This window comes from Pinibacter aurantiacus (assembly GCF_019130065.1).
Classification (GTDB): domain Bacteria; phylum Bacteroidota; class Bacteroidia; order Chitinophagales; family Chitinophagaceae; genus Pinibacter; species Pinibacter aurantiacus.
This window is the reverse complement of record NZ_JAHSPG010000013.1, coordinates 112,638-128,117: the sequence shown is the minus strand read 5'-3', so window position 1 is coordinate 128,117 and position 15,480 is coordinate 112,638. Positions and strand designations below refer to the sequence as shown.

The following is a 15,480-nucleotide window of genomic DNA, read 5'->3' as shown; positions in this document are numbered from 1 at the left end:
GATAAAATGAGAAAATATGTAGGAAAAATACTTTCCCTTACGACTGCATGTTTGCTATTGATTAGTACAAACTCGTGCAAGAAATATCTGAATAAAGCGCCCCTCAGTGATATCAGTTCGACTGAGGCGTTTAAAAATTTTAAGAATTTCCAGGGATTTACCGAAGAGCTCTACAACAGCCTTCCATTAATAAGTTCCCAGGACTATCATAACAACTGGAATTTCGGAGAAGATGAAAATTGGGAAACGGGTGAAACGCGCCTGATGACCAATGCCATTGACCAGGGAGATTACTGGGGCTGGAACACCAGGGGCTACAGCTATTTTAAAACCGGTGGTGTTGCCTCAACAACCGTTCGTGGTGACAAGGGACACCTGTATGGTCTGTCATGGTATGCCATCAGAAAAGCAAATGTTGGTATTGCCAATTTAAACCTGTTGACAGATGCTACAGATGAAGAGAAAAATCTTATCGCAGGCCAACTATATTTTTTCAGAGGATGGTACCATTTCATGTTAATGCAGTACTGGGGTGGATTGGCTTATGTAGACCAGGCTTTACCTACTGACCAGCCCCTGGATTTGCCAAGGTTGAATTATCAGCAAACCGCTGATAAGGCAGCAGCCGATTTTCAAAAAGCAGCTGACCTGCTTCCTGTTAACTGGGATGAAACAACAATCGGTAAACAAACCCTGGGCAATAACAATTTCCGCATCAATAAAATTCTGGCACTTGCTTATTTGGGAAAGGATCTGCTTTTTGCAGGAAGCCCTTTAATGAACAGGGAGTCTACCGGCAATAGCAGCTATAACGCAGACTATTGTAAAAAAGCGGCTGATGCTTTTGGACAGGCTCTGCAACTAACGGAATCTACGGGACGCTATGAGCTCGCCAATTTTTCAGATTATTCAAAGCTATTTTATACCTATAACCAAAGCGGAAAGATTCCCGGTTTAAAAGAAGCGATGTTTATGGAAAACACCGCCGAGTCCGGCAGTCGCTGGCGCTGGAACCAGGTGAATGACTATCGCCCAATGACCATTGTCGGGTCCGGAATTAAAGTGTACCCAACTGCCAACTATGTGGACTACTATGGTATGGCCAATGGGTTACCTATTGTTGACCCTGAAAAAGCTGATGCGGAATCAGGCTACGATCCTCAATATCCATGGAAAAACAGGGATCCCAGGTTTTACAATGACATCATGATCGACGGTGATAAATGCGTTACCAATGCCGGCAATGTGGGCAATGATCAGAACAGGCAATATGCCAGTCTTTATTCCGGTGGTTTATACAGAACAGCCAATACCACCAAAGCTGTTTTGACAGGTTATATGAATTCAAAATTCACCGCCAAACTGCTCAATGATTGGGACGGCTACAAGGAAAACAATGTGTTTGCGCTCAGCTTTATGCGTCTGGCAGACGTTTACCTGATGTATGCAGAGGCAGCGGCACAAGGATACAATTCCGCACAAGGAAAAAGCAGTAACTACAGCCTTACAGCGGTAGATGCAGTCAATAAAATAAGGGACAGGGCAGGCGTTGGCCACATCTCACCAAAATACCTTAACTCCACTGATGATTTTATGAGTGAATTAAGGAGGGAGCGTGCAGTGGAACTCGCATTTGAAGGGCACAGATTTACGGATCTGCGCAGGTGGCTCTTACTCACCCAGGCACCATACACATTAAAGAAAGGCATTGAATTCGATCGCGGCATGCCTAACGCTGACGTATATGCAAGTCCAAGAAATGCAAAGGTGCTGAACTTCAGGGAGACAATCATATTGGAAAGGCATTTGGGCGAGAAGCATTATTGGTTTCCGTTCCTTCAGTCGGATGTTAACCTTTATAAAGGCTTCAAACAAAATCCTGGTTGGTAATTAAAAATGCAGATGAACAATGAAAAAGAATTATAAAATAAAAACCCTTCTTTTCGCTTTATCTATATTGGGAACGATAAGGCTGAAAGCACAGGAAAATAGCATAATAGTAAATAGTGATACCGTAGTCAATGTTGCATTCGGCTCGGTAAATAAGGCTGATCTTTTAGGTGGTGTCTCTACTGTGAACGTCACAAATCTTCTAAAAAAGAGCTATGGAACATATAGTCTTGATAACCTTCAATGCCTTGTAAGTGGTTATGCGGGTACTATATGGGGACAAGCGCCGCTGATACTTGTAGATGGCATTCCGCGTAGCGCTGCTGATATCAGGCTGGTGGAAGTAGAATCTATAACGGTATTGAAGGGGGCCAGCAACGTAGTGTTGTATGGCAGCAGTGCAGCGAAAGGGGTTGTGTTGATCACCACAAAAAGAGGAAGTAACAGTCCTTTGCACATCGATGTCAGGGTGAATACCGGAGCGTATGTTCCAAAGCGATATCCCGGCTATTTGCATGCTGCAGATTATATGACCTTGTATAACGAAGCATCAAGAAATGACGGCATCGCAGAAAAGTACTCCCAGGATTTGATCCAACAAACCGCACAGGGCACTAACCCATACAAGTATCCGGATGTCAATTATTTTTCTTCGGACTATTTAAGAAAGGCCTATTCAAAATCTGATATAACAACAGAAATATCCGGGGGGAATGACCGTGCCAGGTACTACACCAACGTTGGCTTCTCCTACAACAACGACATTTTAAATTATGGTTCTACCAAAAAGAACAACTCCATGTTGTTCAACATACGATCAAATGTTGACATGAACCTGACCAAGTGGCTTTCTGCATCCACAGATGCCGTTGCTATTGTTTCAGATAACTACGCGGGTCGCGGCGATTTTTGGGGTACTTCTGCCACTTTCCGTCCTAACTGGTTTTCTCCTTTGGTTCCCATCAGCATGTTCGATCCAAATAATAAATCGCTTCAAACGATCGTCGATAACAGTAACAACGTTATAGATGGAAAATATCTTTTAGGAGGAACCTCAACCGACCAGACCAATGCATTTGCTGATATGTTAGCCGCGGGCTATGTTAAAACAAAGAACCGCCGCTTCATGTTCAATGTAAATGCGAATGCTGATCTGGGTTCTTTATTAACAGGCTTGTCCTTTAAGACGGGGCTGAGCATGGATTATTCATCCATTTATTCAGAAGGCTACCAGGTGGCATATGCTGTATACCAGCCAACCTGGGCAACTGTGAATAACAGCGATATGATTACCGCTCTGAAACAGTATAACAACGACGGTAGTTCCACCAATGAATTTATCGGGCAAACAGGATACAACCAAACCATGTCTTTTAAAGGACAGTTTGACTATAAAAGATCGTTCAAGCAAGTGCACAATGTTTCGGCTTCTCTGTTAGGCTGGGGATATATGACACAGGTATCGAGCGATGCCGGTCATAGCGGAAGCAAATATCAGCCTGTAAGAAATTCAAATCTTGGCCTGCAGGCGGGTTATAACTTCGCCCACAGATATTACATTGATTTCTCCGGCGCATTGACACACTCGGCAAAACTTGCACCGGGTCATCGCGACGGAATTTCTCCAACCGCAACAATAGGCTGGCGTATCAGCGATGAAAAATTTTTCAAGAACAATGTTTCCTTTGTGGATGAGTTAAAAATTAACGCGTCTTATGCATCGGTTAAGCAGGACATTGATATTACCAATAACACCACCGACTACTATCTATACCAGGGATATTTTAATAATAAAGGAGGTTGGTACCAATGGAGGGATGGCGTTGCCGGTGGCTGGACAACGGGTTCCGTGCAGGGAGAAAATCTGGACCTTTCTTTTATTAAACGCAACGAGTTCAGAGTGGGATTGGATGCATCGTTATTTAATCACTTTATCATTTTAAATTCAAATTACTTTATTCAGCATACCGATGGATTGCTTACCCAGGGCGCTTCCACTATTTTCCCGTCCTATTTTTCAAACTGGGATTTTTCTTTCCTGCCATACCTGAACTATAACAATGACAAGCGTTCCGGTATAGACTATTCTATCAACATTCAAAAGAAAGTAGGAGCGTTCCAATTGTCGGCCGGTTTTTGCGGAATGAATTTTACCTCAAAAGCTGTTCGCAGGGATGAAGTGTACCAGGATGCTTATCAAAGAAGGGCAGGTCAGCCGCTGGATGCTTACTGGGGTTATGTAAGCGAAGGGTTCTTTCAAAATCAGGCTGACATTGACAATCATGCAAATCAAACATTTGGCAGCGTGAAACCAGGCGATATCAAGTACAAGGATATTAACAACGACGGCGTGATTGATACAAAGGACCAGGTGAATTTGGGTCATAACGGATGGGCGGTTTCTCCATTCACGTACGGTGTAAATGTAACAGTGAACTGGAAAGGATTTACGCTGTTTGCAATGGGAAGTGGTCAGTCCGGAGCGATCGGATTTAAAAACAGTTCTTACTACTGGGTTAGCGGGTCGGCAAAATATTCAGACGTAGTGCTGGGAAGATGGACGGAAGATACAAAAGACAAAGCGACCTATCCGCGCTTAACGACTACTTCAAGCAGTAATAATTTCCAAAACTCAACTTTCTGGTCGTATAAGAATAATCGTTTCAATCTTGCCAGAGTACAACTTACTTATGATTTCAATGAACGCCTGTTTAAAAAATCATTCGTTCATGGCTTGAGTGTATACGCCAATGGTGACAACCTTTTGGTGGTGTCCAAAGAAAGAAAAATGATGGAAACCAATATCGGATCAGCTCCCCAATATCGATTTTATAATATTGGTTTAAAAGCATCCTTTTAACTGAATAAACTAAATGCACATGAAAATGAAAATATTGATCTTGGGAGCAATTGTTATGGTCCTTTCTGGATGTAAAAAATTGATGACCGCGGATCCGGAAAATCAGAAATCGATCGCGCAGATGTATACGGATGCCAGCTATGCCCAGGGCTTTCTGGTAAATGCGTACAGATCGATTCCTGCCTATTATGACAACAGTGATTACGGTACTGATGATGCAGTGACCAATCAGAAAAACAACAGTTATCTGCAAATGGCGAAAGGCTCGTGGACCGCTGCCAACAATCCTGTAAACCTTTGGCAAAGCGCTTATGGCGCCATTCAGTATCTTAATCTTTTTTTGGAAAATGTTGACAAGGTAAAATGGGCGGATGATGTGCAGGCGGCAAAACTTTTCAATATGAGGATGCGTGGAGAGGCTTATGGCTTACGTGCTTTGTTTACGTATTTTTTATTACGTAACCATTCAGGTGTAGGCAGTGACGGTCGTTTACTCGGTGTGCCCATTATTACCAACTACCTGACGGTTAATTCAAATTTTAACTTGCCGCGGGCAAATTTTGATGAATGCGTTAAGCAAATCTACAAGGACCTCGACAGTGCTGAAGCCAATTTGCCACTGGAGTACAATAGTGTAACTGCGCTCGGACAAATACCGCCGCAATTTGCATCGACAGCTAAAACGGTGGAAGTATACAATCGCGTAATGGGCGATTACTCAAGGCAGTTATTTAACGCGCTGATAGCAAAATCATTTCGTGCGAGAACCGCGCTGCTGGCAGCCAGTCCTGCATTTCAAAATGGCAGCAACACTGGTACCTGGACCAATGCGGCCGACTACGCAGCAACTATCATAGATTATAAAGGAGGCATTGGCGGCCTGGCATCTAACGGTATTACCTACTATGCCAATACCAGTGAAATTGATGCACTAAGTGGTGGTAGCAACCCGAAAGAAATTATTTGGAGAGAAAATATTTCCACCAATAATGGCGACCAGGAAGCGCAAAATTATCCACCGTCCTTATTTGGAACGGGATACATGAACCCAACGCAAAACCTCGTTGATGCTTTCCCTATGTTAAATGGTTATCCGATCAGCAATGCCAGTAGCAATTATGATCCAACCAAGCCTTACGCAGGAAGGGATCCACGGCTTGCATACTACATCATTTACAACGGAAGCAAAGAAGGTGTATCAAATACTGTTATTTATACTGGCAGCGCGTCTGGTACGGATGATGGTATCAATGTAAAAGAAACGTCTACCAGGACCGGCTATTACATGAAAAAACGTTTGCGCATGGATGTTAACAGAAATCCATCCGCAACATCTGGCAAAACCCATTATAATCCACGGATCCGGTATACGGAAATTTATCTCAATTACGCAGAGGCCGCCAATGAAGCTTGGGGACCCCTGGGAACGGGCAGTCATGCTTATTCAGCTTACGATGTTATTAAAGCGATCCGAAAAAGAGCAGGCATAGGAACTACTAACGGAGATGCCTACCTGGAAGAATGTAAAGCTGATAAAGATAAAATGCGGGAACTGATACACAACGAACGTCGTCTTGAGCTGTGCTTTGAAAGTTTTCGTTTTTGGGACCTTCGCAGGTGGAAGCAAAACCTGAATGAAACGGCAAGAGGTTTGGACGTAAATGCAAATGTGTACACGCCGATTGCTGTTGAAGAAAGGGCTTACAAGGATTATATGAATTATGGCCCGATTCCATTTTCTGAATTACTTAAATACGGCAACCTGATTCAAAATAAAGGCTGGAACTAACCTTAATAATTGTTTAGAATGAGAAGAAATAACACTTTTTTATGGCTATTGAGCACATGTTGTCTTTTAACGGCCTGTGTAAAAAACAATGACATCACACATCCCAATTTTGATTATCAAACGGTCTATTTCGGCACACAGTTTCCAGTAAGAACAGTGGAATTGGGCGAAGATGTGTATGTCGATAACTCCCTGGACAATGCACATAAAGTGGCCATAAAGGCTACATTGGGAGGGACGCGCGATAATACCAAAAATGTAGAGATTGAGTATTATGTAGATGAAACGCTTTGCAATGGTCTTTATTTTTCAGCTACTGGTGCAAAGGTGTTGCCATTGCCATCCTCTTATTACATATTGACGTCGAATAAAATTGTCATTCCAAAAGGAAGCATACTGGGAGGAACGGAAGTTCAGCTGACAGATGCATTCTTCGCTGATCCCCTTTCAATTCAAAACACGTACGCCATACCGCTGGTAATGAAGAGTGTAGCAGGGGCAGATTCTATTCTACGGGGAACAGCTTCGGTAAGCAATCCTAACAGGTGCATAGACGCTAACTGGACCATAAAGCCACTTGACTACGTGGTGTACGCGATTAAGTTTGTGAACCAATGGCACGGCAATTACCTGAGAAGAGGAAAGGATGCCGTTACTTACCAGGGTGAATCTGTTGCCCGTGATACTGCCAGGCACACCGCTTATGTTGAAACGGATGAAGTGGTCGGTTTAAAGACGCGCTCTCTTTATGAAGTTAACCTTCCGGTTATTTTTAAGAGCAAAACCGGCGCAAATATTTCGTGTACACTGATATTAAATTTTAATGACAAAGGCTCTTGCACCATTTCTTCTGCCACTGCCGGTATAACAGCCAGCGGTACGGGAGCATTCGTGAAAAAAGGTGAAAAAAATAGCTGGGGAAACCAGGACAGGGATGCGCTCTATCTGAGCTATGATGTGTCTATGGCGCAACTCACCGCTAAGACAACAGATACGCTGGTCCTTCGCGATCGCGCGGTATCTCCCGAATATTTTACGCCGGTCGTAAAGTAAACGGTTGGATGGATCTTAGTTAAGATACGAAGAATATTATTTAGGTATCGGCCGGAATTCGATGCTACGCAGTTCAAGCATTAGAAAACGGGACCGGTACCTAAATTTATTATTGAGCGGATTGATTTGATGCGGAGTTAACGACTGCGCAATAAAATATCGACCGGTTGAATTTTTGTGGAGCATTTTATTCTTAACTTGTTGGAGGGAATAACTTGTCAATTTTTGTACGTTTTTCTGAAATGCCGGGTAAGAAGTGTTTTTTTACTGAAAAGTTTTCAGACAGATAATTGCTTATGAAATTACTTCGCTTTGTAAAATATAGGAGTACCATCCTGTGTGATGCGCATTGTTCGGCAATTCAATTTTCCTTGCCTTCATTCATCATCAACCCTAAGTCTTTATGAAATTGCCTGCGTTACGTTTGCTGATCCTGTTGCAATGCTTTTGCTTATTTACTAATCGGGCAACCGGGCAAAAGAATGACTTTTCTTTTGTTCATTACAACATCACAAACGGGCTCTCATCGAACAATATAAAAGCAATTGTGAAAGATAGTTATGGTTATCTATGGATCGCAACAGACGATGGACTGAGTAAATTTGACGGCAGCAGGTTCGTCGTGTATAATCATATTGATGAAGATTCCTCCAGCTTACCCACCGGTTCGATCGTTAGCCTGTATGAAGATAAAGATGGTAATTTTTGGATCGGAACAGCGCTTGGTCTTTATTGCTACGACAGGTTGAAGGACTGCTTTAAAAACTACACTTCTATAACAGGGAAGGTTGTTATTCGAAGTTTTTGTAGCGATAAACAAAATGCCCTTTGGATTGGGACTTTTGATGGGTTGATCAGGTATGACCATGCCACCGGACAAAGCGAAAAATATGTAGCAGATACACTTGCCAATGGATTGGAATCAAATTTTATCACCGCAGTATTTGAAGATAGCAAACAGAGACTTTGGGTGGGTACCAATGTTGGTTTGTATATGTTACAAAGACCGGGCAAAAAATTTTTAAAATATACCAATGTTAACGGCGAACGGTCAGAAGGAACCAGTATTAAAGCAATCGTGGAGGATAGTGTGGGCAGGATCTGGGTGGCAACTGCTGGCAACGGGTTAAGCGTTCTCGAACGTGATGCCAAAAGTTTTCAATATTTCAAGCATGACTTGACGGATGGAACATCGTTAAGCACGAACCTACTAAGCACGATGGTCTGCAATGATGGATATTTATGGATTGGCACTGAAGAAGGCCTGAATAGATTAAATCTTCACACACTTACAATCAGCCGGTTTGCTGAAAACGAACGCAGTAAATTCAACCTGAAAGACAAGAATGTCAAATGCATTTATATCGATAATCAGAATATTTGCTGGATTGGCACGTTCAACGGTTTGTATAAGTACGACCGGAACCAAACCATTTTTAATTTGGTGGAAAGCAACCCTTTTGATCCGAAAGGTTTGAACTTTCCAATGGTTACTTCCTTTGCCGAAGCCCCCAATGGCAATATTTATGTTGGAACAGATGGCAGAGGTTTGAATTTATTTGATCGCAGCACCGGCCTATGCCAGCATATAACCATAGATCCTGCTTTGGCCAACAATAAACTGTCAGTTTTGTCGCTGGAAAGGAGTGATAATCTTTTATGGATCGGAACCTATCAATATGGCTTGTATGTGTTAAATATAACAACGGGCGAAATACACCACTATTCAAAAGGTTTGCAACCCAACCAGCTTTCCAGCAATGATATCTTTTGTTTAAAGAAGGATAGGGAAGGCAACATTTGGATTGGCAGCAATGGCGCAGGAATTGACGTGTATGTAAAAAAGACTGGTCAGTTTAAAAAGTTTTCAAGTTTTGCACGTTCTGCAAATGGAATTTCTATAAGCAGATATATACGTTTTATAGAAGAAGACGCGACAGGCAAAATTTGGATCGGCACGATTGGAACAGGTCTTGTTATATATGAACCTGCTATTGGCACCTACAAAGTGTACTTCCGGTCAAATACTTCCGCTCCGCTTGACGATGTGCAAACAATTTTCATCCAGGATGATTCGACAGCTTGGTTGGGAACCCCGGGAAAGGGATTATTTAAAATGTCGAACAAAAACGGGCAACAACCCCAATTCAAAGCCTATCAGAATATTGTCAACAAAATGATCTGTAAAATTTTGCAGGATAGTTCGGGCAGGCTTTGGGTCAGTACAAACCAGGGCGTTAGTTGTCTGCCTGCCGGTGATTCCATTTTTAGAAATTTTACATCCTACAGTGGCTTGCAGGCAAGTGGCTTCATGCTGAACGCCGGGTTAAGAACCAGTAAAAACGAACTGTATTTTGGGGGACAGGAAGGATTCAATTATTTCTTTCCCGGCAACCTGAATTTTAATCTGAATGTTCCCAAGGTTGTTTTTACAGATCTTAAAGTTGCCAATCAATCAGTCAGGCCCGGAGCAACCAATATTTTGCCCGTCCATATTTCACTGGCCAAACAAATTGAACTAAGTTATAACCAAAGTTTTTCGATTGATTTCAGCGCGCTTGATTTTACAGATCCCCTGGAGTTACAGTACATGTATCGGTTAGAAGGTATCGACACCTCTTGGAATGTAATGGGCCAATCTAAAACAATATGGTTCACGCACCTTAGTCCGGGTAAATATATTTTGAAAGTACGGGCACAAAGCCCCAATGGGCGCTGGACAACAGAAGATGCCACCCTCGCCATAATAATAAAACCTCCATTCTGGCAAACTTATTATGCCTATGCTTTTTATTTATTGTGTCTGGGGGCCATTCTCTGGCTTTTGCGACGAAAAGCAATTCGCCGCATGCATGAAGAGTTTGCACAACAGCAAGAGAAGGAACGTGTGCGCCAGTTCATCGAAAATGAAAGAAAAGATGCAGAACGTCAAAAGGAATTTCATGTTCAAAAAATAAAATTTCTGACCAACCTTAGCCACGAGCTCCGAACACCTGTTGCTTTGATCGTTGGGCAAGTGGATACTTTAAAGGAAAAAATGGAAGCAGTCAATGAAACGGGGCGACTGCAAATCATTCGCCGCAATGCTGCGAGATTGCTGCAGCTGGTGAATCGTTTACTGGATGTACGTAACCAGGAAACTAAGGAACTAAAGCTGAATCTTAGTGAGTCAGACCTGGTGGCACTTGCCAGGGAGATTGCAGATTCTTTCAGAGACCTTGCACAGATAAAAAAGATACAATTTGTTTTTACATGCATGTTTGATCAATTTCAGACCACTTTTGATAAAGACAAGATGGAACGAATTCTTTTTAATGTATTGGGTAATGCCTTTAAGTTTACGCCCGAAGGCGGACAAATTACTTTCTCAATAGGGTGGGACACAACGCTGAACAGATTGGCATTGCAAGTAACCGATACGGGAGTAGGCATGTCCCCTGAAGAGCAAAGCAGAGTTTTTGACAGACATTTTCAGGGGGAACAGGGCACACAATTTGGTGAAGATGGAAGCGGGCTTGGCCTTTCTATAGTAAAAGATTTTGTGCAACTGCACGATGGCTCGATAACCCTCAAAAGCAATACCGGTGAAGGTTCCACTTTTTCCATTTATCTTCCTTTCAATGCCAATGAGACCGCGCCTGTTTTAATGCCGGAGCAAGACCATATAAAAACACCTGTTCATGACGCTAACCTGGAGCTACAGCAGGAACCGGAAACGGAGAACTCGGAAAAGTTAAAAGTATTGATAGTCGAAGATCACGAAGATTACCGGGCATTCCTGAAGGAAAGCCTTATGGATGAGTATAAAATATATGAGGCTGCCAATGGAGTAGATGGATGGAAAAAAGCACTGGCCAGTCATCCCGATATTATTGTGTCTGATCTTCAAATGCCACTTATGGATGGAATTGAATTTGCACAAAAAATAAAATCAGATAAACGAACCAGCCACATTCCTGTTATATTTCTAACAGCGCAATCCGGTGACGACACACAACTGCAGAGCCTGAAAACCGGCGCCAGTGACTACCTTACAAAGCCCTTTCAAGCAGATATTTTAAAGCTTAAAATAAAAAATCTCGCTTTGTTGAATAAAACGTCCAAAGAGATTTATAGCCAACGCGTGAGTGTTCAGGCCAGTGCTGTAGAAGTGGAATCGGAAAAAGAAAAAATGTTGCTGGAAATAGCTCAATATATTGAAGCCCATATTGGAGAAAGCGATCTGTCTGTAGAAGACCTCAGCAAACACATGTGTATGAGCCGCAGTACCCTTTACAACAAAATTGTAGAAATGACCGGTGAAACCCCCATCGAATATATTCGTTCTTTTAAATTGGGCAAGGCCGCTGAGCTTTTGGAAAAAACCGATTTAAAGATTGCTGAAATTGGGTACAGGGTTGGTTTTGGATCCCCCAACTATTTTAGCCGCGCGTTCAAGGCGAAATATGATATTTTACCTTCCGATTATGCAGTGATGAAAAGAAAAAAATAGCAGTAAGAATGAAATTGTAACTAAACATAGAGTCAAATAAGGTCGCTGCCTTTTTTACGTACCAACACCTGCAAAAAAATACCTATTCCGATGATCCGGAAAGGCAGGTTGCCTGTATTGCTCACTGGCATTTTATAGGCCTATTGATTTTTATCATCACGGTTTTTTGAATGCTGTAACTTCTTATCGTTCTTTTAAGTTTTCATGATCCTCGCTATTTCATTAAATAAGTGATTACTAAATAGTCGCGCATGCACAAGTGATGGTTTATAACACGCTTATGCAAGCCGGTTAAAACATTTGTGCAATAAATATCATCAAGAGTGAACCTCCGAAAATGCAGGTGCGAATAGCTTTGGGGCTATTTCTTACTAAAATGTTTGTTATGCCATTTATTCATTTCTTTCCTGCCTTACTGACGATTTCCTCCCCGCCTGAAGAAACTTTAAAATGAGGTGAATGAGTTTTAAAAAAAATAAAATCAAACCGATTTGACATTTGAAATGAGATCCGTAAAAAGAATATACTTCCCTTTCCTGGTATTTTGGATACTTACTTCCTGCGTTTCCTTCGGGAAGACGTCTTCATCAACAACGAATGAAAATTGGGTGGGGACCTGGGCAACAGCTCCACAGCTGGTGGAACCCAACAACCTGCCGCCTGCACCGGGTTTGTCTAACAATACGCTACGTCAAATCGTAAGGGTCTCTGTTGGTGGCAACAAAATCCGTTTACGGGTTTCTAATATGTACAGCAAAGATTCATTGTATGTAAAGTCTGTAACTATTGCAAAGCCAACACAGGACGGGAATGTTGATGCTGTCAGTATTACATCGCTTCGTTTTAACGGGAAAAGCGGGTTTGCAATTGCCCCGGGGTCAGATATATACTGCGATCCCGCACAATTTGATCTGCAACCGAATTCATTTCTGGCAATCACCATTTGTTATGGCAATACGACCCAATCCATCACGGGCCACCCGGGATCAAGAACTACCTCTTACCTTGTACCCGGTGAACAAACGCATGACGCTGTATTCAACAACCCGGTAAAAACTGATCACTGGTATTCCATCATGAATATTGACGTGCAAGCAGAAAAGTCGTCAGCAGCCGTCGCCATCATAGGCAATTCCATTACAGACGGCCGTGGCTCGGGAACCAATAAACAGAATCGCTGGACGGACATTCTATCTCAAAGACTACTGGCAAATGACGCCACGAAAAATATCAGTGTACTGAATTTTGGCATTGGTGGCAACTGCGTAGTAAGAGGAGGGCTGGGTCCTACGGCATTGGCCCGCTTCGATTATAATATCCTGGGACAAAGCAATGTAAGATGGCTGATCATTTTGGAAGGGATCAATGACATTGGCGGAATTAAAAAGCCGGAAGATGCACCTATTCGTGCAAAAGAACTGATCGAAGCATACCAGGTAATGATTGATAAGGCACACGCAAAGGGAATTAAAGTGTACGGCGCTACGATCCTGCCTTTTGCCAAATCGTTTTATGATGCTCCATTCCGGCAGGACGCCTGGCGCACTGTGAACGATTGGATCAGGACAAGTGGAAAATTCGATGCGGTCATTGATTTTGACCAACTCATGGAAAGTGATGAAGCGGGCGTTATTCTACCGGATATGCATGATAATGACCACCTGCATCCTAACGAGGCGGGGTATAAAAGAATGGGCGATTTTATTAACCTGGATTTGTTTAAAACGAAATGAAAAAAAGCAAGGGATAAGAAATGGCCCTAAAAAATTTATCTGCTGTTCAATTTAACTGATATCAAAAAAACAACAAAGGCATGAAAAAAATAATATTGTTCATTGTGTGTTGTGTAAGTCTCGTAGGCATTTCGAGCGCTCAAAATCCTATAGTGCAGACAAATTATACAGCGGACCCAGCACCGCTGGTATATAACGGTAAACTGTATTTATATACGAGCCATGACGAAGACAATTCTACCTGGTTCGTAATGAATAACTGGAAACTTTACACCACAGAGGATATGGTTAACTGGACAGATCACGGGGCGGTGGCCTCCTATAAGATTTTTGATTGGGCCATCGGTGATGCCTGGGCCATACAGGTGGTGGAACGGCACGGGAAATTCTATTTATATGCGCCCGTGAAAATGGGTGAAAAAAGACGTTCAGCTATTGGTGTGGCTGTTGCCGACAATCCTTACGGTCCATTTATTGATCCACTGGGAAAACCACTGGTAAGTGTGAGTGCCGGAGACATCGATCCTTCTGTGTTCATTGATGAAGATGGACAGGCATACTTGTACTGGGGTAATCCGGACTGCTATTATGCCAAACTCAATGAAGATATGATTTCTTTAAATGGCGAAGCCGTACCCGTTCCCATGACGGAAGAATCTTTCGGCAAACGCGAAGGCAACGTGAAAGGCAGGCCCACTTTATATGAGGAAGGTCCATGGCTATACAAACGTAAAGACTTGTACTATCTGCTTTGGGCGGGTGGTCCCATTCCCGAGCATATCGGCTATTCGACCAGCAACAGTCCTACGGGCCCCTGGAAAAATGCGGGAACATTGATGCCAAAAGAAGGTAAGAGTTTTACAAATCATCCCGGTATCGCAGATTATAAGGGCAAAACCTATTTCTTTTACCATAATGGAGCATTGCCCGGCGGCGGTGGGTTTACGCGTTCAGTTTGCGTGCAGGAAGCAGCATTTAATAAAGACGGCACTATACTGCCCATGAAAATGACACATGGTATTGAAAAAGCGTTACAAGGTTTAAACCCTTACGAGAAAACTGAAGCTGAGACCATTGCCTGGTCGGAAGGCGTAAAAGCTTCACAGAGCAAAGAAGTGGGCGCTTTTGTAAATGTTATGCAGAACAATGCATTTATACAAGTCAAAAACGTGGATTTCTCAAAACAAGGTGCTACGAAATTCAGGGCAAGAGTAGGTACGACACACAATACAGGCGTAACAATGGAGGTTCGGCTGGACGCAAAAGATGGACCTTCCATTGCAACGTTGAACGTGCCACTGACCGGGGGAGATGACAGGTGGGCCCTGGTTCAATCAGACATAGCAAAAGTTTCCGGAGTACATGATTTGTTTTTTGTGTTTAAAGGCGATAAACCCGGAAGGCTTATGTATTTCGACTACTGGATGTTTTCAAAATAAACATTGGTACGTGCCCGATGAGACAATGAATTAAGCAAAAGAAAATACCAAATCTGTTTCAGTAAAAATAAACGAGTAGAAAAATGTGCATTTCGGCACTCTCAATGAGGCTAAACATTTGTAGCAATCATTTCATCAATTGATCTATTCAATCGACACCCGTCTTTTTACATTTAGTCTTTAGTATTCGACTTTCTTTAACCTCTATGACCCATTTTGGGTTA

At 42.6% G+C, this 15,480-nt stretch carries 7 protein-coding genes; all 7 read left to right on the top strand.

Features of this window, described 5'->3' with window-relative positions:
* Positions 1 to 6: 6 nt before the first annotated feature.
* Positions 7 to 1,890: a RagB/SusD family nutrient uptake outer membrane protein gene (locus KTO63_RS16450; RefSeq protein WP_217792481.1), complete on the top strand. Its 1,884-nt coding sequence runs from the start codon at positions 7 to 9 to the stop codon at positions 1,888 to 1,890.
* Between the two features lie 19 nt (positions 1,891 to 1,909).
* Positions 1,910 to 4,750 carry a SusC/RagA family TonB-linked outer membrane protein gene (locus KTO63_RS16445; protein ID WP_217792480.1) on the top strand — a complete coding sequence of 947 codons (2,841 nt, stop codon included), beginning with the start codon at positions 1,910 to 1,912 and terminating at the stop codon, positions 4,748 to 4,750.
* 19 nt (positions 4,751 to 4,769) lie between these two features.
* Complete coding sequence (locus KTO63_RS16440; RefSeq protein WP_217792479.1) at positions 4,770 to 6,539, top strand: RagB/SusD family nutrient uptake outer membrane protein; 1,770 nt, start codon at positions 4,770 to 4,772, stop codon at positions 6,537 to 6,539.
* An 18-nt stretch (positions 6,540 to 6,557) separates the two neighbouring features.
* Positions 6,558 to 7,592 carry a DUF5627 domain-containing protein gene (locus KTO63_RS16435; protein WP_217792478.1) on the top strand — a complete coding sequence of 345 codons (1,035 nt, stop codon included), beginning with the start codon at positions 6,558 to 6,560 and terminating at the stop codon, positions 7,590 to 7,592.
* 403 nt (positions 7,593 to 7,995) lie between these two features.
* Entirely contained in the window at positions 7,996 to 12,084 is a 4,089-nt protein-coding gene (locus tag KTO63_RS16430; protein WP_217792477.1) for a hybrid sensor histidine kinase/response regulator transcription factor, read from the top strand.
* Between the two features lie 503 nt (positions 12,085 to 12,587).
* Positions 12,588 to 13,817: an SGNH/GDSL hydrolase family protein gene (locus KTO63_RS16425; RefSeq protein WP_217792476.1), complete on the top strand. Its 1,230-nt coding sequence runs from the start codon at positions 12,588 to 12,590 to the stop codon at positions 13,815 to 13,817.
* 80 nt (positions 13,818 to 13,897) lie between these two features.
* Complete coding sequence (locus KTO63_RS16420) at positions 13,898 to 15,256, top strand: glycoside hydrolase family 43 protein (protein ID WP_217792475.1); 1,359 nt, start codon at positions 13,898 to 13,900, stop codon at positions 15,254 to 15,256.
* Positions 15,257 to 15,480 lie beyond the last annotated feature (224 nt).